This window comes from Kouleothrix sp. 19917, assembly GCF_057073505.1.
Window position 1 is genome coordinate 5,254,679 of the sequence record NZ_CP097099.1, and the last position, 19,647, is coordinate 5,274,325.

Below are 19,647 nucleotides of genomic sequence, written 5' to 3' on the forward strand. Positions count from 1 at the left end.
GGCACTCCTTCGCACAGCAGAACCGCAGAACCACGGAACCACGGAACTGGGAACCACGGAACCGGGAACCGCAGAACCACGGAACCGCAGAACCGCAGAACCACGGAACCGCAGAACCGCAGAACCACGGAACCGGGAACCGCAGAACCACGGAACCGAGAACCAAGCAGTCGGCAGTTGGCAGTTGGCAGTTGGCAGTTGGCAGGGAGTGTGATCTGCAACCCGCAAACCTGCAACTCGCAAACCTGCAACTCGCAAACCTGCAACCTGTAAACTGCTATCAGCTCTCGCGCATGACTATACCATACAGGCGCGCAGCCCGGCGTGCTATGATGGCGGCGGCGCGGAACCGGATAGACAAAGGAATAAATCAATGCCATCTTTCACGATTCTGCATACCAACGACATGCACGGCCGCATTGCCGGGCTGGCGCGCGTGGCCACACTGGTGGCGCAGGCGCGCGCGGCCCAGCCCGACACGCCAGTGCTGTATATGGACGCGGGCGACAGCGAAGACACCTCGGTGCGGCTGAGCAACCTGACCAAAGGCACTGCAATGCACCACCTGCTCCATGCGGCCGGCTGCGACGCCGCAACCGTCGGCAATGCCGCGCCGCTGCGCTACGGCGCCGAGGTGCTGGCCGACCATGCGGCGGCGGCGCGCTACCCGCTGCTGCTGGCGAACCTGCGCAACCCCGACGGCTCGCCCGTGCCGGGCGTGCAGCTTCGCGCTATTCTCGGCGTGGGCGGGCTGCGCCTGGGCTTGCTGGGCCTCACCGCCAGCATCGACGGCAGCTACGAGCAGTGGTTCGGCCTGAAGATGCCCGAGCCCGCGCCGCTGGTGCGCGAGCTGGCGGCGGCGCTGCGCCAGGATGGCGCCGACCTGATTGTGCTGCTTTCGCACCTGGGCCTGCCCGACGACCGCGAGCTGGCTGCCGCGCTGCAGGGCAGCATCGATATCATCATCGGCGCGCACACGCACGACCTGCTGCCCAGCGGCGAGCAGATTGGCAGCGTGCTGGTGGCACAGGCGGGCGAGTATGCGCAGCACCTCGGGCGAATCGACGTTATGTGGGAAGATGGGCAGCTCCACGCGCAGGCCAGCGTGCAGCCCGTGCCGGAAGATACGCCCGCGTCGGCGGCGGTGCTGGCCGAGGTGGCGCGTCTGGAAGACGAGGTGGCGCAGTTCCTGAGCGAGCCAATTGGCGAGCTGGCCACGCCGCTTGATTTTGCGACCGACCGCGAGTGCGGCGCGGGCAACCTGATGGCCGACGCAATGCGCGAGCGCATGGATGCAGAGGTGGGCTTGGTCGCGGTTGGGCAGGCGTTCAGCGGGCCGCTGCCGGGCGGCATCCTGCCGCGCCTGGCGCTGTGGGAAGTATGCAGCAGCCCGGCCAACCCCGGCGTGGTTGAGCTGAGCGGCGCGCAGCTGCTGGCGCTGGTGCAGCGCGGCCTCGACCCGGCCTATGCGGCGGAGACTTCGCGCCAGCTGCGCGGCGCGGCACGCGGCCTGTTCCACCTGAGCGGCGCGGAATGGCGCGATGGGCAGCTGCTCGTTGGCGGGCAGCCGCTCGACCCGGCGCGCGCGTATCGCGTGGCCGCCACCGATTGGGAGTTCGAGCGCTATGGCGGCTACGCGCCACAGGAGTGGGGCTTGCAGCCGCAGTACGACATCCCGATCATTTTGCGCGAGGCGCTGGAAGAATACCTGGCGGCGCATCGCCCGGCAGTGGTGACGATGGGGCGGCTGGGGTAGGGCTTTGCCTGGGCGGACCTATGTGTTCGTCCCGTTTGTCTGGGCGGACCTTCGGTCGTGGGCGGACCTGTCTTGGCGGACCTATGTGTCCGCCCCTTATAGCTTTACCAACCCGATGTGCTGTTTGCTCAGGCCGCAGGCAGTACCTGCGAGTAAACCAGTTTGCTCGGGCCGCAAGGCCGCCGGGGCTCGCGCCGCCCCTAACAACCCCGCCGTCGGGGCGCTGCCCCGAACCCCAAAAAGAACGTGGCTGGCATGCGAAATGCCTGACTGTCATGCCTCCGTTGCGGGCCGCGCCGGCATCTGATGATACAACGTGTGCCAGATTGATAGCTTCTATAAACAGTGCTACTTTCATCGTCCGTTGCCAGCTTTTTGGCACAACAGAGGCATGACAGCACTGCCTTTCAGTCGAGTTGACATTCATTCGGGTTCCAAGGGCGCAGCCCTTGGCCGGGGTGCTGGGGCGGGAGCCCTAGCGGCCCTGCGGCCTGAGCAAGCTGGCTTCAAGCTGGCACTGCTTTCATCGCAAGTACATGCCCTGCTGGCAAGCACTCCTAGCGGCCCTGCGGCCTGAGCAAGCACAGCGGGGCGGGCACGCAGGCCCGCCCAGACAGCCACGGCCCTGCGGCCTGAGCAAAACCACGCCCAGCCGCTGAAGCAGCGGGCTACACAGAGCGAAGCCCGCCTGCGCGGGCTGCCCACCCCTTGCATCCTCTGCCGCCGCCGTGCTATCCTATCCCCGTCCTGAATGCCTGAAAACCAACGAGGCTCCTATGCCAGCACTCACCACTGCCCTGCTGTTCAGCGTTGGCCCTTCGGTGGCGAAGGCGCTGCTTGCCGCGATGCTCGACGACTACCCAGTGATCAAAGACCTTGCGCCCGAATTGTTGGAAAAGGGGGTTGACAGCTTCAAGGGCAAGCGCGAACAGCGCGAGGCCGGCGACCGCCTGGGCCTGGTGGGCGAGCACGTTGCGGCGCAGTTGCGCCCGGTGTTTGCCGAGGCGGGGCTGAACAACGAAGACCGCGTGGCGGTGCTGCGCGAGCTGCTGATAACCCTGCGCCAGACCGACGCCGAGCAGGTGCTCGAAAGCCGGGTGGACTCGCGCCGCCTGACCGATGTCCTGCTGACCCACCGCCCCGACGCCACCACAACGCTGACCGCCCGCCAGACCGACATATACAAGCGCGCAATCGCCAGTGCCTCGCAGGCGATTATTCCAATTGCCGCCGAGCTGCACGGCTATGCCAGCCTGCGCGACGCCGAGCTGCTGCACGGGCAGGACGCAAGCGCCGAGCGCGACGAGCGGATGATTGCCGTGCTGGAGGCATTGCTGCGCCAGCCCGAACAGGATATTGCGCGCTTTGAGCAGATGTACCGCGATGCGATTAAAGAAAACCTCGACAAGCTTGAGCTGATTGGCGTGCGCCGACTGAACCAGGCCCTGCGCCGCCAGCGCCTGAATGTAGCCTATGTGACGGTAGAGGTAGAGAACCGGGCTTCCGCGCGCGGCGACGACGTGAGCAAAGTGCTGCACCAGGCAGTTGCCGAGGCCGGACGCACCGCAGCGGCTGAAGGTGAAGCAAGCGGGGCCGGGCCAATTGACACTGTGCTGGCGACCGAGCGGCGTATTGTGGTGCGTGGCGACCCGGGTTCGGGCAAAACCACGCTGTTGCAGTGGATTGCGGTGAAGTCGGCGGGGCGCGATTTTCGTGGCGCGCTGAGCCTGTGGAACAATGCGGTTCCCTTCTTTATTCGCCTGCGCGAGGCTGCGGCGCAAGGTTTCCCACGGCCAGAAGAATATGTGCTCAAGGTCGATCCCGACCTGGCCGGGCGCTGCCCTTCGGAAGATTGGGCGCACCTTCAGCTCGATAATGGCCGGGCCGTGCTGCTGATCGATGGGGTGGACGAGCTGCCAGCCGGCAAGCGTGAGGCATTTCTTGAGCGCCTGCAACGCCTGGTGCGCCGGCACCCGAATGCCCGCTATATCGTTACTTCGCGGCCAGCGGCGGTGAGCGCGAAGAACTGGCCCGAGTGGCACGAATGGATGCGCGAGGCTGGCTTTGCCGAAGTGGCGATCAAGGAGATGAGCCGGAGCGCGATCAACACGTTTATCGACCAGTGGCACAGTGCCTATGATCGCGCCAGCGACGACCCGGCCGAGCGCGCCAAGCTGCCAGTGGCGGCCGCGCACCTGAAGGGGCGGCTTGATGCGCAGGCCGGCATGCGCAGGCTGGCCGGCAACCCGCTCCTCTGCTCGATGATTTGCGCGCTGCACCTCGAGCAGCAGAATACGCTGCCCAGCGAGCGCATCGAGCTGTACCGCGAGTGCATCAACATGCTGCTGGAACAGCGCGATACCGGGCGCGAGGTGTCGCACGAAGATTACCCAAAGCTGAATAGCTCGCAATGGCTCGAATTGCTTGAGGACCTGGCCTTCCGTATGATGCGTGGCGACGAAATCGAGATCGACCGGGAAACCGCCGAAAATCAGTTCAGGCAGTTTTTGCCGCGCCAGGGTTTAGCAGATACAAAGCCGGACCGCGTGCTGGCATTCCTGCTTGAGCGCGCTGGCCTGCTGCGCGAGCCAGCCGATGGCATGATCGACTTCCCGCATCGCTCGTTTCAGGAATATTTCACGGCGCGGGCGATTGCCGATGCTGCCGAAGTTAATTTTCTGCTTGGAAAAGCGAACGACGAAAGCTGGCGCGAAACCATCGCCTTAGCTGCTGGCACCTTCAAGCAGATTGAGCGCGAAGAATTACTACGCGGCTTGTTGTATGGCAAGCGCCACAAGCGCAAGCCCAAACCGGACAAGCCGCTGCCTACCCCCAACACACCGCCCGGTCACCGTGCGCTGGCGCTGGCTTGCCTGGAAACTGCTGGCAATATCGACCCCGCCCTGCGCGAGGAAATATTCAAGGCTGCCGAGGCGCTCTTCCCGCCCTACACCGCCGAGCAGCAGCGCCTTGTGGCGGCGGCTGGCGAGCACGCCATTCCCTACCTCGTGGCCGAGCGCCAGCCGAATATTGCTGCCGGCGCGGCCTGCATTGCCACGCTGGCACGCATTGGCGGCGACAAGGCGCTGGCCGCGATCGAGAGCTACCTGCCAGCCGCACACGGAGCAATTGAAAGGGCAATGGATGAAGCCTGGCCCAGCTTCGACTATCGACGCTTTGCAAGGCGGCTGCTTTCACAGCGTACAAGTGTGCGAGTGAGCGATGTCGCTTTGTTGCCAGCGCTTGCTGATCTATCCCAACTAATCACGCTTGATCTCAGCTACACAAAGGTGACAGATCTCAGCAGCTTGGCCGCGCTGGCGCAGCTGACCGAGCTTAATCTCAACAACACAAACGTGACAGATCTCAGCAGCTTGGCCGCACTGGCGCAGCTGACCAAGCTTAATCTCAACAACACAAAGGTGACAGATCTCAGCAGCTTGGCCGCGCTGGCGCAGCTGACCGAGCTTAATCTCAACAACACAAACGTGACAGACGTGAGTGTTTTGAAAAAGTTGACGCAGTTGACCACGCTCAGTCTTAGCAAGATGCAAGTAGATCGGTTGAGCTTGTTGAAGGAACTTCCTCACCTGACCACACTTAATCTAAGCGATACGCAGGTAACGGATCTGAGCATCCTGAATAAGTTGACACATCTGACTACACTTAATCTCAACAACACAAACGTGACAGATCTTAGCAGCTTGGCCGCGCTATCGCATCTGACCACACTCTTTCTCAGTGGTATGCAGGTGACAGACCTGAGTGTTTTGAAAAAGTTGACGCTGTTGACTACGCTCACTCTTAGCAATATGCAAGTAAGTCAGCTGAGCTTGTTGAAGGAACTTCCACATCTGACTACACTTAATCTCAGCGATACGCAGGTGACAGATTTGAGCATCTTAAATGAGTTGACACATCTGACCAAACTGACGCTTTGGGATAGATCAATGACAGACTTGAGTATGTTAAAGGAGCTGAAGCAACTGACCAATCTTTATATAAGCAATATGCATATAACGGACTTGAACGAATTGAGAGGGTTCAGGCAACTGACCACACTCTTTCTCAGCGATATGCAGGTAAAGGATCTGAGTGCATTAAAGGAGCTGACAAAGCTACAATTCCTCTATTTCGATAACGTGAAGGTGAGTGATCTAAGCGTGCTAAAGGAATTGCCTAACCTGAAGTGGGTTATTTTGTAGGGAATATCAGCGGCGGGTATCTATGCGCTCGCCGCTAGCAAGCCACCCTTATGCATTGCGCCCGGCCCGTGAACGGGCGGGCTACACCTGGCGAAGCCTGCCTTCGCAGGCTGTTTCTGTAAAGGCGGGTGTGAGCAGCGTTTGTATTCGTTCTTTTCCTTTCTCGTTTGCTGCCAGCACCCGGCACAACGGAGGCATGACAGCACAGCATTTCAGTTGAACTGGCATTCTTTCGGGTTCCAAGGGCGTTAGCCCTTGGCCGGGGTGCTGGGGCGGGAGCCCTAGCGGCCCTGCGGCCTGAGCAAGCTGGCTTCAAGCTGGCACTGGCGTAAAAGCAAGCCACGCCCCAGATCATCGCATATACCCTATTGACAAATCCCCGCCCAACGTGCTAGCATAGCGCCAATTCGCCCCGCTGCTTCCTGCCGCTCTGCCTGCGGCGCACCAACGCCCCGGCGCTTCTGGTTCTCACCTTTCGCACGATGCCCCGCCCGCACAACACGCTGTTCCGCTCGCTCGCAGCAATGTACCGCCCGTCAACGGCACTGTACCGTCCGGCAAAGACACTGTACCAGCCGGCAACGGCAGTGTACCAGCCGGCAAAGACACTGTACCGTCCGGCAAAGGCAGTGTACCAGCCGGCAAAGACAATGCACCAGCCGGCAAAGACAATGTACCAGCCGTCAAAGGCAGTGTACCGCCCGTCAACGGCAATGTACCGCCCGTCAAAGGCAATGTACCACGTACACAACCCTTGTAGCCCATAGCGGCAGCGTATTCGCGCATGGCCCGGCATCAACGACAAATGTCTTTGAAGCAGGAGAACAATGCGATGACAACTTCGCCCAGTATCGAATCGATCGCCGGTCGGCTGGCGCGCGCCCGCACCGCCATCGACAACGCCCAGAGCAACACAGCCATTGCCACCAAGCTGGCGGCCTATGGCTACAGCGCCGCCGTGATCGCCGTGGGCCAAACCCTGCTCGACGCGGCGACGAGCAAACAAACCGCGCAGGAAGACGAGTATGCCCAGCAGCTCACCGCCACCGACTCGCTGGAAGCAAACTGGCAGCAGGCGCAATCGACCTATACCCCGCTGGTGCAGCTTGCGCGCCTGGCGCTGAAAGGCGACCGCGGCAGCCTCGACGCCATGAAACTCGATGGGCGGCGCAGCCGCACCGTCAGCGGCTGGGCCAGCCAGGCGCGCGCCTTCTACACCCACGCCCTGCACAAACCCGACATCCTGGCGCGGCTGGCGCGCTTCAACATCACCGAGGCGCAGCTCACCGCCGGCCTGGCCGAAGTGAGCGAGCTGGAAGATGCGCAGGCCCGCCAGAGCGACGAACGCGGCGAGGCGCAATCGGCCACGCAGGCGCGCGACGCCGCCCTCGACGCGCTCGACGAGTGGATGGGCGAGTTCATTGAGGTGGCGCGGGTGGCGCTGCGCAGCGACCCGCAGCTGCTTGAGGCGCTGGGCGTGCGCGTGCTTTCGTAGGGTGCCTTGTCAGGGCGGACCTTCGGTCGTGGGCGGACCTTCGGTCGTGGGCGGACCTGTGTGTCCGCCCCCTATGGCAGTACCAACCCGATATGCTGTTTGCTCGGGCCGCAAGGCCGCCGGGGCTCGCGCCGCCCCTAACAACCCCGCCGTCGGGGCGCTGCCCCGAACCCCAAAAAGAACGTGGCTGGCATGCGAAATTCCTGACTGTCATGCCTCCGTTGCGGGCCGCGCCGGCATCTGATGATACAACGTGTGCCAGATTGATAGCTTCTATAAACAGTGCTACTTTCATCGTCCGTTGCCAGCTTTTTGGCACAACAGAGGCATGACAGCACTGCCTTTCAGTCGAGTTGGCATTCATTCGGGTTCCAAGGGCGCAGCCCTTGGCCGGGGTGCTGGGGCGGGAGCCCTAGCGGCCCTGCGGCCTGAGCAAGCTGGCTTCAAGCTGGCACTGGTTTGAAAGAAAGCATAGCGGCCCTGCGGCCCGAGCAAGCTGGCTTCAAGCTGGCACTGGTTTGAAAGAAAGCATAGCGGCCCTGCGGCCCGAGCAAGCATGGCAGGGCGGGCCCGCCCAGACAGCCACGGCCCTGCGGCCCGAGCACCCTACCGTTGCGCCGCCCGCAGCGCCAGCAGCGCCAGCAGCGCCGTGCGCGGCACAATGCTCGAAACCAGAATGTACTCCTGCGGGCTGTGGTCGAGCCCGCCGACCGGGCCAAGGCCATCGAGCACGGGCAGGCCGAGCGCCGCGAAGTAGTTCGCGTAGGAAACGCCACCCGTCGCGGCGGCACGCGTGCCAAAGCCCAGCTCGCCCGCGCAGGCCACCGCCAGATCGGCCAGGGCGGCAATTGCCGGCGTGCGGGCCATTGGCGGCGCGCCCCAGCCGCCACCCAGCTCGGCGCGCACACCCGCCACCACCTCGCGCCTGGCCACCTCGCGCATCGCCGCCACCAGCGGCTCGACGTCCTCGGGCGCGACGACGCGCGCATCGATTGTGGCGCGCGCGTAGTCGGGTACGGCGTTGGGCACCGTGCCGCCCTGCACCACGCCGACATTGAGCGTCACACCCGGGCGCAGGCCATTCAGCGCCTGCAGGGCAATCGTGTGGTGGGCCAGCGCCAGCACGGCGTGCGCGCCCTTCTCTGGCTCCACGCCCGCGTGCGCCGACCGTCCGAATTCTTCCAGAACATAGTTGCCGCCACCTTTGCGCGCGCCCACAATGTCGCCATTTTCGCGCCCGGCCTCCAGCACAAACACCATATCGTAGCTGGGGGCCAGCTCGTGCATCAGCGCCAGCGACGAGCGCATGTCGGTTTCTTCGTCGCCACCGCACATCAGGCTGAGCGTGCCAATCGGCGCGAGCAGGCCCAAATCCTCCAGCGCGGCCATGGCGTACAGCGCCGAAAGCAGCCCGCTTTTGTTGTCAGCGCTGCCCGGCCCGCGCAGCACATCGCCCTCGATCGTCATCGGGCGCGCGGCCGCCACCCCCACCGGGTAGACCGTATCGAGGTGCGCCGCCAGCAGCACGCGCAGCGTCCCATTGCCGCGCACCGTCGCCACCAGGCTGTCGCCCGCCGTCGCGTCGGGCCACGCGCGCAGCTCCCAGCCGCGCGCCTGCACCCATGCGCGCACCCACGCGCCCGCCTCGTCCACGCCCGGCTTGGAGGCCGTTGGGCACTCTATCGCGCACAATGCGCGCAACTCTTCAATATAGGTATCAAGGTGCGTCTCGAGATATGCCGAGATCGCCTGCGCTTCGGGTGTCTGGATCATTATGTTCCCTTTCGTTGCCAACATATTCACAGTGGGGTTTGGGGAGGCTTTGCCTCCTGCCGAGCAGGCAAGCACATGCGCAGCGCGCCGCCATTATACCGCCGCTGCGGATTAAATAATGGTGAGAAAAAGCGCCGGTTTCGAATGGCTGTTTGCGGCATCACAGCGCGCTTTATGCCATTCGGTTGCGGGTTCAGGAGGTTTGCCGCGCCCCCGGTCGGCGTGCTAGAATCATGCACGGGTGCCACGCCACGCGCCCCTCACCGATCCTCATTCCTGCGAGCGCGCCGCGCCGCACATCCTGTAGAAAGGCTTTGCATGCCATCCACCACTGCGCGCAGCGCCCTGGTGTACCGATATCACGAGCGCTTTTTTCGCCTGGCGCTGCTGCTCAGCGGCGACGCCAGCACTGCGGCGGCCCTGCTCGAAGGCGCCTTCCGCCAGCTCCCACCCAACACCACACCCGACGACGCCGAGTCTACGCTGGCGCGCGCGCTGCTGGGCCAGCGCCTGCCGCGCCGCCGCTGGAACTTCCGCCCGGCCGAGATCACCCACACCGGCCTCGATGCCGCCGCCGCCGACGCGCTGCTGGGCGTGCTGGCCGCGCTCACGCCGCTGGCGCGCCTGCAGGTGGGGCTAGCGCTGCTTGGCGGCCACAGCGCCGCCGACACCGACGCGCTGCTTGGCACCTTTAGCGCCGCCGCCACTCTAGCCGAGCTGCGCGAGCGCGCCGCGCTCGCCCTCGGGCTCGTTCCCGCCGGTGCCGAGCCCGCCGCGCTCGCGCGCCTCGACCGCTGGGCCGAGGGGGAGATGAGCGACGACGAACAGCTTGCCATGCGCCGCGACCTGCTGGCCGACCCGGCCATGCGCGAGCTGCGCGATGGCGTGCTGGCCGTGCGCGAGCTGCTGCCGCGCGCCGTGCCGGCCTTGTTCGCCGCCGCGCCGCCGCTCGCGCTCACCGAACGCCTGCTGGAGCTGGTCGACGAGCGCCCGGCCGCGCCACAGGCCCCCGGTCGGCGGCGCGCCCAGCTTGGGCTGGCGGCGGGCATTCTGCTGCTGGCCGCCGCAATTGTGGCGGTGCCCTCGTGGCTTGCCAGCCGCGCCGCCGCGCCCGCCGCCAGCGTGCGCCCGGCCATCACAAACCCGGCCGAGCTGCTGGCCGCCGCGCTGCATCGTTTCGAGCAGCCCGCGCTGACGAGTGGCATCCTGCACGAAGTGTATCGCGTGCAAAGCGGCGGCCAGCAGGATGTGATCATCGAGCGCTGGTACGACTACGCCGCGCCGCACCGGCTGGCAATCACCGTCACCCCCGAAGGCAACGACGCCGCGCCGCTGCTGCAAATCGCCAGCGACGGCAAGAGCATCGCGCAATTCCGCTATAGCGGCCAGCGCGCCTTTGGCGCACAATCGGCCGACGTGCAGCTTGCGCCAGCCGAGGCGGCGGCGATCATCCCGCTGCTGCGCGGCCAGCCGCAGGCGTCGATTGTCGGGCGCGACAGCCAGGACGAGCCGAGCGACCCCGGCCCGCTGTTTCTGGCGCAGGCGCGCGAAATCGGCGCGACGCAGCTGGGCCAGACCACGCTGCTGGGCCGGCCGGCCGTGCTGCTCACCTACACCACCACGCAATTGCCCGAAGCCGCGCCCAGCGACGCGCCCGCCCGCGTGATTCTCACCATCGACGCGCAAACATACGCCCTGCTCGACGTGGCCGTGCTGGCCGAGGGCGCGGCCGAAAGCACCGCCGAGCGCCCACTTCGCGCGCAGCAGTTCGAGCTATTGGCCGAAGCGCCCGCCAGTGCGCCCTTCACGCTGCCCAGCAGCGCAGGCGTGGTGCAGCGCATTGGCATGGGCAGCGTCCGCTTTCCATTCGTGGATCGGCGCGCCCAACTGACCATCGAAGATGCTGCGCAGCGCCAGACCGGCAATCTGCTGGCCCCGCTGCAACTCCCCGACAATCACATGCGCGGCCTGGCTTTCCAGAACGGCGGGCGCGACAATCAGGTTATTTTGCTCTACGAAGGCGAATTTCAGAATGTGCTGTTACTGCCAAGCTTTAACCCGCGCGGCAGCCAGAACCTGGGCGAAGAGCAAACTGCCGGCGCGTATCGCTACCGCGTGATGCAGAACGAAAACTCGGCTGGCATCACCACGCTGGTGTACCGCCCCGACGCGCCCGACCAGGGCATCGGCCTGATCCTGAACGACATTTTTTCCACCCCCGCCGAGCGGCAAACGCGCCTGCACGCCCTGATCGCCTCGCTCACGCCCGTCAACGAGCAAAGCCTGCCCCTGCTGCGCGCGCAGTTCGCCCCGCCCGACTCGACCGCCGGACACAGCGAGTAACGACTCTGGCAGTTGGCAGTTGGCAGTCGGCAGCGCAAACGAACCATCCACAGATGACGCAGATGAGAAGTTTCATATCTGCGTCATCTGTGGATAGATCTCGCTCTTATTCCAATGCTGCCCTAGCCTTGCTGCCCTGCTGCCTCCTGCCAACTGCAAACTGCTGGAATACTCTGTTGCTGCCATTGCCCTGCTGCCCTGCTGCCACCTGCCGACTGCCAACTGCAAACTGCTGGAATACTCTGTTGCTGCCATTGCCCTGCTGCCAACTGCCGACTGCAAACTGCTGTAGTGCGCTCTGTAGCGTATACTTTCTACCCGCATTGGCAGGACACAACCCCCGGTAATAAAACCTTCACCATGTGCGCGGCCAGCCCTTGCTAGCATACAAGAGCCAGCCCGCTGCAACGCCGCAACTCGCCTGCGCCGTGGCCGCTGGCCTGCCTGCCACTACGCAAAGCGAGGCTGCTATGCAAACCATCCTGGTGCCGCTCGATGGCTCGGCCTTGGCCGAACAGGTGCTGCCCTTTGTGCGGCAGCTGGCCCCTGCCCTCCGCGCCCGCGTCGTGCTGCTCCATGTCGTCACCGACCCCGAGCACGAATACCCGGTGACACACACGCCCGACCTGCCCGCCGCCGCGCCGGGTGGCCGCTGGGCGCGCGAGCAGTACGCGCACTGGCAGCAGCACCAGCACGAAATTCAAGCCTACCTCGCCGCTCAGGCCGCGCCACTGCTGGCTGCCGGAATCGCGGTGGAATACAGCATCGAAGCCGGCATGCCAGCCGAAACGATTCTCGCGGCCGCGCAGCACCACAACGCCAGCCTGCTGGCGCTGGCCACGCATAGCCACGGCCGCCTGCGGCGCTGGGCTTTGGGCAGTGTGGCAAGCCTTGTAGCGCAGCACGCTAACATTCCCATCCTGCTGGTGCGCGAAGGCCTGCACCCGCGCAGCGATCAGCTGCGGCACATCCTTGCCCCGCTCGACGGCTCGGTGCAGGCGCGCCATGTGCTGGCGCACGCGCTGGCCCTGGGGCACAGCGCCAGCGCCGAGCTGGTGGTGCTGCAAACACTCGCGCCCTCAATCGAAGACCTGCTCGGCACCGGCACCAGCCTGGCCGCCCGGCGCGACATGCTGGCCGCCAGCGTTCGCCAGGCCTATGCAACCCACTTTGGCGAAGCGCGCGCCAGCCAGGCGCGTATCACCGCCGTGATCGGCCTGGGCACGCCGCTCGATGCGCTGGCGGAAGAAACCTCCCAGCGCCCCACCGACCTGATTGTTGTGGCCAACCCGCCTCACACGAGCGCCCAGCGCCGATCCAGTCACGAAACGCTGGGCCCGCTGCTGCGTGCGGCCGGCGCGCCCCTGCTGATCGTGCCCTCGCACTAGCGCAATTTGCCATTCGCCCACTCCGTGCTACAATGCAAGCCCTGCATAATGGCCAACCAGTGCTGCCCCCACCGCCGCCGCATGGCGCGCAGGCTGCGAGTACACGGATGCTGCGAATTCTGCGAATTTTATCGCTGGGGCTGCTGCTGATCTGCCCGGCCTGCCAGCACGGCCGCATGTTTCGCTCGCTCTTCACCATGAACGTGCGCTGCCCGGTGTGTGGCGTCATTTTCGAGCGCGACGCCGGCGAAGTGACAGGTGGCATGGCGATCAACATGACGCTCACCTCCACGTTCGCCCTGGTGGTGGGCGGGCTGCTTGGCGTGCTGACCGATATTCCCGCGCTGGTGCTGATTCTGCTGATTGGCGCGGCCACGGTGGGCTGCGGCCTGCTGTTCTACCGGCACGCGCGCGGGCTATGGACCAGCATTCTCTACCTCACCGGCTCGATCTTCGAAGACTAACTGGCTCTACGAATGCCCTGCATACTGCGACAATTTGCGTATAGTCAGGAATTTGAAATGTACATATAATACAAAGAATGGTATCGTACCTTCTAGATCGTGCCGCTTTGTCACCGAGGCCTTTATGCGCCATTCTCGCACCCAACTGCTTGTCGTCCCGGCACTTGCTGCCGCGCTCGCCGCGCTGCTAGTGTTTCTTCCCCGCCCAACCAGCGCCCAGCCCGTCCCCGAGGTTTCCGATTTCTCTGCGCCCATGCCACGGGCGGAAGCCCAGGCGGTGGTTGCCGCCGCGCAAAATGCCGATCAGCAGCGGCGCGACGCGCTGGCCCGCACGCTCGGCGCGACATCGGCAGCCAGCCTGCCGCTTGCGCAGAACATGTTCTTTTCGGCCACTGGCCACCATGTCAGCAACCGCGCCGGCTTTCTCGATTTCTGGCGCGAGCATGGCGGCGTGCTGGTGCTTGGCTACCCGCTCAGCGAAGAAATCGTTGAGGGTGGGCGCATCGTGCAGTATTTCGAGCGCGCCCGCTTTGAATACCACCCCGAGGCGGCTGGCACCGATGCGCAGGTTCAGCTCTCGCTGCTGGGCCGCCAGCTGTTTGGCGATCGTGCCTTTCCCGCTGGCAAGGCCGAAGACGGCACGCTGTTCTTTCCCGAAACGCAGCACACGCTCAGCGGCGCGTTCCTCAATTTCTGGAACAAGCGCGGCGGCCTGGCCGTGTTTGGCTACCCAATCAGCGAGCCGTTCGAGGAAGCAAGCCCAACCGACGGTACGGTGCGGCTGGCGCAATACTTCGAGCGCGCCCGCTTCGAATACCACCCCGAGGAGCTTGGCAGCTTCTACCGGCAGGAAGCCAAGGCGCTGGGCCTGAACCTCGCCGCCCTGCACGAAGTGCAGCTCACCGATCTGGGCCGGCAGGCGGCTTTGCTGCAGAATGGCGCCTTTCCCACCAGCAGCCAGCTCGCCGGCACGCCCGACTGGTCGAACAAGCTCTACACGCGCCGCATCGATGTCGACCTGAGCGCGCAGCACCTGACGGCCTACGAAGGCGACACGCCCGTATTCACCGCGCCGGTCGCCACCGGCAAGGATGGCTTCAACACGCCAACCGGCACCTTCGCGATCTATAGCAAATATGCTATGGAAGATATGGCCGGCTCGGCGGGCGGCGAGACATGGTACGTGCCCGACATTCCCTGGGTGCAGTATATTGTTGGCGGTGTCGCCTTCCACGGCACCTACTGGCACGACCGCTGGGGCTCCGGCTTCCGCCTCTCGCATGGCTGCGTAAACCTGAATATCGACGATGCGCAGTGGCTCTACGAGTGGGCCGACATTGGCACGCAGGTCAATATTCATTATTAGTGCGCTTTCAGCGCGGGGGTTGGGGTTGGGGAATAGGGTTTGGTGTTAGCATTCTGATGCTTTCATCGGCTAGTAGCAGGCGCTACGCACTACGCTTTACGCACTCGTGTGCAACGGCGTAGTGCGTCGTTTTTTACTGCCACTTGGGTTTGCAGGTTTACCCCATCACCCTTTCACCCCCATCACCCAGTCATCGTGTCACCCCGTCACTCTGCCGCCCGCCCCGGCCGCGAACTTTCTGGTATACTGCCGCAATCCTGGCAGCGCCGCCCGCATGAATGGCTGCCACCGCTGCACAGCGCGAAGAGCGTTTCATGACTGCACAGCCCATTCGAAGCAAACTCACCAGCCGTTCGCGCGAGCTTCAACTGCTGATCACTGCCTGCCTGCTGCTGGCTGCTGGCCTCGGCACGCTTGTGCTGGGCAGCGGCGGGCTGGTGCGCTCGGTCGACATCGCGATAGTTGGCGCGTTCGCTGGCCTGTTTCTGGCGCTCAGTCTGGCGCTGGCCCTGCGCGGTTGGGGCGAAGATCAGGTGCTGCTGCCGCTGGCGGCTCTGCTTTCCGGCATGGGCCTGGTGATGACGCGCCGCCTCGAGCCCGACCTCGTGGCGCGCTATGGCGCGGTCTACACCGGCGTTGCGCTGAAGCAGGTGGTGTGGGTGCTGGGCGGCGTGCTGGTGCTGGCGCTGGCGAGCTTTGTGCCGTGGCGCATGCGCTGGCTGAAACACTACCGCTACAGCTGGCTCCTGCTTGGCCTCGCGCTGGTGTTTGTCGCCGCCGTCTTTGGCGTCGAGCGCAATGGCGCGCGGCTCTGGCTCAACCTCGGGCCGTTTCAGCTTCAGCCAGTCGAGCTGCTGAAAATTCTGCTGGTGGTCTACCTCGCCACCTACCTCGACGAACGGCGCATGCTGATTGGCAGCGGCGTCTTTCGGCTCGGGCCGCTGCGCCTGCCGCCGCCACAATACCTGCTGCCCCTGCTGCTGATGTGGGGCGTGACCATTGCCCTGATTGTGGTGCAGAAAGACCTCGGCGCGGCGCTGCTGTTTTTCACGATCTTCCTGGCGATGCTGTTTCTCGTCACTGGGCGCGTCAGCTACGTCGTCGCTGGGCTGCTGGCTTTCGCGATTGGTGCGGCGGCGCTCTACCCGGTGTTTGCGCATGTGCGCGTGCGCGTCGATGCCTGGCGCAACCCCTGGGCCGACCCGCTGGGCACGGGCTACCAGATGGTGCAGGCGCTGTATGCCCTGGCGAGCGGCGGCTGGTCGGGCACGGGCCTCGGCCTGGGCGCCCCCACGATGGTGCCCGAAAGCCACACCGACTTTATGTTCACCTCAATTGGTGAAGAATTAGGTCTGCTCGGCGGGCTTGCGCTGCTGCTCTGCTACGGCCTGTTCGCCGTGCGCGGCTACCAGATCGCACTGCGCACCCGCGACAGCTTTCAGCAGTTGCTCGCCGCCGGCCTCACCACCGCGATTGTCGCGCAGGCGCTGGTGATCACCGCTGGCACCACTAATCTCATCCCGCTCACCGGCATCACGCTGCCATTTGTGTCGTATGGCGGCTCGTCCACGCTCGTCAATTTTGCCATGGTCGGCATTCTGCTGCGCATCTCGGCCGCGCAGAAAGACCCACGCGTGCTCTAGCAGGAAGCCTTGCGCATGAAACGCCTCGCCATCACACCCCAGCGCCGCTACACCCTGGCCCTGCTTGGCGCTGCTCTTGGTCTCGCCATCGTTGGCGCGGGCCTGTTTGTACGCGACACAGCGATCTGGCGGCTGCAACTACTGGCTGGGGTCTGGCTCTTTTCGCTGCTGCCCCGCGCCATCCTCGACCGCAATTCTGCGCCGCTGGTGCGCAGCATGGGCCGGCTCGCGCTGGTGTTCGGCCTGGGGCTGGCAGCGGTTGGCCTGCAGCTCACCCGCGAGCAGGTCAGCCAGGCGGCGGCGGTGCGCCAGCAGGCCACCGCGCTCTTGCAGCCCGCCGCATCGGGCCAGCCCGACACCGCCACGCTGCGCCCGGCCGATCGCACTGCGCTTGGCAATGGCCGCGTCTGGCCGGTCGCCAGCAGCGTGATCACGCGCGGCACGATTTTGGATCGCAACGAAGCCGTGCTGGCCTTCACAAAAAATGGCCGGCGCGTCTACCCCAACCCGGACGTCGGCCTGATCGTTGGCTACCAGAGCCGCCTGTACGGCACCACCGGCGTCGAAAGCACCTTCGACAGCTACCTTTCTGGCGCGAGCAATCGTTCGGCCGAGGCAATCCTGCGGGCGCGCCTGCTTGGCACCGCGCCACAGCTTGGGCCAGCCGCTAACCTGCGCCTCACGCTCGACATGAATCTTCAGCAGGCCGCGCAGGCCGCGCTCGGCGACAAAGTCGGCGCGGTGGTGCTGCTCGATCCGCGCACCGGCGCAATTCTTGCGCTCGCCAGCTTCCCACGCTTCGACCCCAACCAGCTTGTGCTGCCAGCCCAGGCCAGCCAGGCCGATGTCGACACGGTGCAGGCCGCCTACGCCGCGCTGAGCGCCCGCCCCGACAGCCCGCTGCTCAATCGCGCCACCCAGGGCCGCTACGCGCCCGGCTCGGTCATCAAAACCCTTACCGGCGCAGCCGCGCTCGACGCCAAAGTTGTGAACGGCGCCGACGGCCAGGTCACCTGCCCCGAGCAGCTGCAAACCGAAAACGGCGCGCCGCCTGTCGTCAACGCGGTGAAAAACCTCGCCGCGCGCACCGGCAACCCGTCCGACCTGCGGCGCGTCTACGCGTGGTCGTGCAACACGGCCTTTGCGCAGCTTGGCCTCGCCCTCGGCCCCGAGCGCTTTGCCGGCTATGCCGCGCGCTTCGGGCTGCGCGCCGCCGACGCCGTGAGCGTCACTGCCGATCTGCGCGACATCCCTGCCGAGGCCGGCACCATCGCCAACAGCGTCAGTTTCCTCACCCGCCCGGCCGCGCTGGCCGACACCTCATTCGGCCAGGGGCAGGCGCTGGTCACCCCGCTCGACATGGCCCAGATGGTCGCGGTGATCGCCAATGGCGGCCGGCTGATGCGGCCCTACCTCGTGCAGCAGGCCAAGGCCGGCCCGCAGGTGCTGTACAGCGCCAAGCCCGAGGTGCTGCGCCAGGTGATTTCGCCGCAGGCCGCCCAGCAGATGCGCTCCGCAATGCAAACCTCGGTCGAAATCGGCTATGCCAGGCCAGTGGCGCTGCCCGGTGTGGCCATCGGCGCAAAAACCGGCACCGCCGAAACAACCAGTGGCGTGCCACACTCCTGGTTTGTCGCCATCGCCCCGCTCGATCAGCCGCGCTTCGCCATTGCTGTCATCACCGAGAACGGCGGCGAAGGCAGCCGCTCGGCCCTGCCGATTGCGCGCCAGGTGCTGGCCGCCGCGCTGGGAGTGCAGCCATGAAAAATTGGCGACTGAGAACTTGTGCGCGCTTCGTCGCCACGACTGCCGCCGGATTCGTCTTACTCGGGTGCGCGGGTTTTGGCGCGCAGCAGGTGGGGCCATCCGCAACACCCGCGCCACTCGCATCCTACAACGCCGCCATCGCCACCGCGCAGGCTGGCGGCGACCCCAAGGCCCAGGCGCTGGCCTTCTACGAGCGCGGCAATGCCAACCTCGATCAGGGCAACAACCAGGCAGCGGTCGCCGACTACACCCAATCGATCACGCTCGACGCCACCAACGCCCGCGCATTCAACAACCGCGCGCTGGCCTACGCCGCGCTGGGCCAGGCCAACCCCGCGCTGGCCGATTACGCCGCCGCGATCAAGCTCGACCCCACCTACACCCGCGCCTACCTCAACCGCCTGCACCTGCTCGAGCAGCGCGGCGACCTGAAGGCAATTGCCGCCAACTACGGGCAGCTCGCCCAGCTCGACCCGAAAAACGCCGCCGACTACCGCTACCGCCAGGGCAGCGCGCTCCACGGCCTGCGCGATTTTGCCGGCGCGCGGCTAGCCTACGAGGCGGCGCTGGCCGCCAACCCGCAGCACGTCGATGCGCTGTACGAGCGGGCATTGCTTAGCTTCGCCGAAGGCCAGCCCGCCAGCGCCATCACCGACCTCGACCGCGCGCTACAGCTCAGCCCGCGCGCTGCCAACGCCTACTACGCCCGCGGGCAGGCGCACGCCGCGCTTGGCGACCAGGCCGCCGCAATCGCCGATTTCACCCAGGCGCTCGCGCTCCAGCCCGAATACTCCGAAGCGCTGCTGGCGCGCGCCCTGGCCTACCACGCCACCTCCCGCGACGACCTCGCCCGCGCCGACATGGCAACGCTCGCGCCGCTCACGCTCGACCCCACGCTACAAAGCGCCGCCGACGCCTTGCAGCGCGAGCTGCCGGGCCAGTAGCGCGCATTTCCAGCAAAAAAGCACCGGGGCGGCGCTGCCACCCCGATGCTCAACATCTCTATTACAGGCCAGTTGCCATGCTTCAATCGACTGACTTCTGAAACATGACTCCCGACTCCCCGCTATCTATATCTTGCTGCTCGTCTCAAACACTTGCAGTAGCTCAGTAATCACGCGCTCGCGTTCGTCCGCATCCTCACTGCGAATGGCGGTCGTCACGCAGCCCTGCAAATGCCGCTCGAGTATAATGCTGTTGAACTTCTCCAGCGCACGCTGCACCGCCAGCGTCTGCTTGATAATATCCACGCAGTAGGCATCTTCTTCGACCATGCGCTCAATGCCGCGCACATGCCCCTCGATCGATTTCAGCCGGTTGCGGAGTTGTTGCTTGGTTTCCATCACGCCTCATACTTTCTCCCCCATCCCAGGGGGGTAGGGAGATTCTATCATCTGAAAAGGGCGACGTCAAGACATGTGTGCAGTGTGCAGCCAACAAAAAAGCG

12 protein-coding genes are annotated in these 19,647 nt (G+C 65.1%); 10 read left to right on the forward strand and 2 right to left on the reverse strand.

Annotation, left to right across the window (positions count from 1 at the left end):
• Window positions 1-373 precede the first annotated feature (373 nt).
• The 3 genes from M1P90_RS21275 (at window position 374) to M1P90_RS21285 (ending at window position 7,456) form a co-directional block, all read left to right on the forward strand.
• The gene (locus tag M1P90_RS21275) at window positions 374-1,756 is read left to right on the forward strand and encodes a bifunctional metallophosphatase/5'-nucleotidase (protein WP_483697325.1); all 1,383 of its coding nucleotides are present in this window, start codon (window positions 374-376) and stop codon (window positions 1,754-1,756) included.
• 776 nt (window positions 1,757-2,532) lie between these two features.
• Complete coding sequence (locus tag M1P90_RS21280; protein WP_483697326.1) at window positions 2,533-5,961, forward strand: leucine-rich repeat domain-containing protein; 3,429 nt, start codon at window positions 2,533-2,535, stop codon at window positions 5,959-5,961.
• An 832-nt stretch (window positions 5,962-6,793) separates the two neighbouring features.
• Entirely contained in the window at window positions 6,794-7,456 is a 663-nt protein-coding gene (locus tag M1P90_RS21285) for a PQLLE family protein (RefSeq protein ID WP_483697328.1), read from the forward strand.
• A gap of 606 nt (window positions 7,457-8,062) precedes the next feature.
• Here the strand turns inward: M1P90_RS21285 and M1P90_RS21290 are convergent.
• Entirely contained in the window at window positions 8,063-9,229 is a 1,167-nt protein-coding gene (locus M1P90_RS21290) for a M20 family metallopeptidase (protein ID WP_483697329.1), read from the reverse strand.
• A 318-nt stretch (window positions 9,230-9,547) separates the two neighbouring features.
• Between M1P90_RS21290 and M1P90_RS21295 the strand changes: the two genes are divergently transcribed.
• From M1P90_RS21295 to M1P90_RS21325, 7 genes are all read left to right on the forward strand, one after another.
• Complete coding sequence (locus tag M1P90_RS21295) at window positions 9,548-11,572, forward strand: hypothetical protein (protein WP_483697331.1); 2,025 nt, start codon at window positions 9,548-9,550, stop codon at window positions 11,570-11,572.
• A gap of 470 nt (window positions 11,573-12,042) precedes the next feature.
• Window positions 12,043-12,960, forward strand: coding sequence for a universal stress protein (locus M1P90_RS21300; protein WP_483697333.1), 918 nt, complete (start codon window positions 12,043-12,045; stop codon window positions 12,958-12,960).
• Between the two features lie 107 nt (window positions 12,961-13,067).
• A complete protein-coding gene (locus M1P90_RS21305) occupies window positions 13,068-13,424 on the forward strand; it encodes a DUF983 domain-containing protein (protein WP_483697334.1) in 357 nt (118 codons plus the stop codon).
• Between the two features lie 124 nt (window positions 13,425-13,548).
• Window positions 13,549-14,790, forward strand: coding sequence for a L,D-transpeptidase (locus M1P90_RS21310; RefSeq protein WP_483697335.1), 1,242 nt, complete (start codon window positions 13,549-13,551; stop codon window positions 14,788-14,790).
• 314 nt (window positions 14,791-15,104) lie between these two features.
• Window positions 15,105-16,433 (forward strand): FtsW/RodA/SpoVE family cell cycle protein, encoded by a 1,329-nt coding sequence (locus M1P90_RS21315; RefSeq protein WP_483697337.1) that lies wholly within the window; start codon window positions 15,105-15,107, stop codon window positions 16,431-16,433.
• A gap of 15 nt (window positions 16,434-16,448) precedes the next feature.
• On the forward strand, window positions 16,449-18,197 hold the full coding sequence (locus M1P90_RS21320; protein WP_483697338.1) for a peptidoglycan D,D-transpeptidase FtsI family protein: 1,749 nt from the start codon (window positions 16,449-16,451) through the stop codon (window positions 18,195-18,197).
• Complete coding sequence (locus M1P90_RS21325) at window positions 18,194-19,144, forward strand: tetratricopeptide repeat protein (RefSeq protein ID WP_483697340.1); 951 nt, start codon at window positions 18,194-18,196, stop codon at window positions 19,142-19,144. Before M1P90_RS21320 ends, M1P90_RS21325 begins: the two co-directional genes overlap by 4 nt.
• A 126-nt stretch (window positions 19,145-19,270) precedes the next feature.
• Here M1P90_RS21325 and M1P90_RS21330 read toward each other — a convergent pair whose 3' ends face one another.
• The gene (locus tag M1P90_RS21330; protein ID WP_483704669.1) at window positions 19,271-19,543 is read right to left on the reverse strand and encodes a metal-sensitive transcriptional regulator; all 273 of its coding nucleotides are present in this window, start codon (window positions 19,541-19,543) and stop codon (window positions 19,271-19,273) included.
• Window positions 19,544-19,647 lie beyond the last annotated feature (104 nt).

Bases quoted from the DNA above. Each gene is read 5' to 3' on its own strand.
- M1P90_RS21305 (WP_483697334.1), top strand. From the start codon at position 13,068: ATGCTGCGAATTCTGCGAATTTTATCGCTGGGGCTGCTGCTGATCTGC.
- M1P90_RS21290 (WP_483697329.1), bottom strand. From the start codon at position 9,229: ATGATCCAGACACCCGAAGCGCAGGCGATCTCGGCATATCTCGAGACG.
- M1P90_RS21285 (WP_483697328.1), top strand. From the start codon at position 6,794: ATGACAACTTCGCCCAGTATCGAATCGATCGCCGGTCGGCTGGCGCGC.
- M1P90_RS21295 (WP_483697331.1), top strand. From the start codon at position 9,548: ATGCCATCCACCACTGCGCGCAGCGCCCTGGTGTACCGATATCACGAG.
- M1P90_RS21310 (WP_483697335.1), top strand. From the start codon at position 13,549: ATGCGCCATTCTCGCACCCAACTGCTTGTCGTCCCGGCACTTGCTGCC.
- M1P90_RS21330 (WP_483704669.1), bottom strand. From the start codon at position 19,543: ATGGAAACCAAGCAACAACTCCGCAACCGGCTGAAATCGATCGAGGGG.
- M1P90_RS21280 (WP_483697326.1), top strand. From the start codon at position 2,533: ATGCCAGCACTCACCACTGCCCTGCTGTTCAGCGTTGGCCCTTCGGTG.
- M1P90_RS21325 (WP_483697340.1), top strand. From the start codon at position 18,194: ATGAAAAATTGGCGACTGAGAACTTGTGCGCGCTTCGTCGCCACGACT.
- M1P90_RS21315 (WP_483697337.1), top strand. From the start codon at position 15,105: ATGACTGCACAGCCCATTCGAAGCAAACTCACCAGCCGTTCGCGCGAG.
- M1P90_RS21300 (WP_483697333.1), top strand. From the start codon at position 12,043: ATGCAAACCATCCTGGTGCCGCTCGATGGCTCGGCCTTGGCCGAACAG.
- M1P90_RS21320 (WP_483697338.1), top strand. From the start codon at position 16,449: ATGAAACGCCTCGCCATCACACCCCAGCGCCGCTACACCCTGGCCCTG.
- M1P90_RS21275 (WP_483697325.1), top strand. From the start codon at position 374: ATGCCATCTTTCACGATTCTGCATACCAACGACATGCACGGCCGCATT.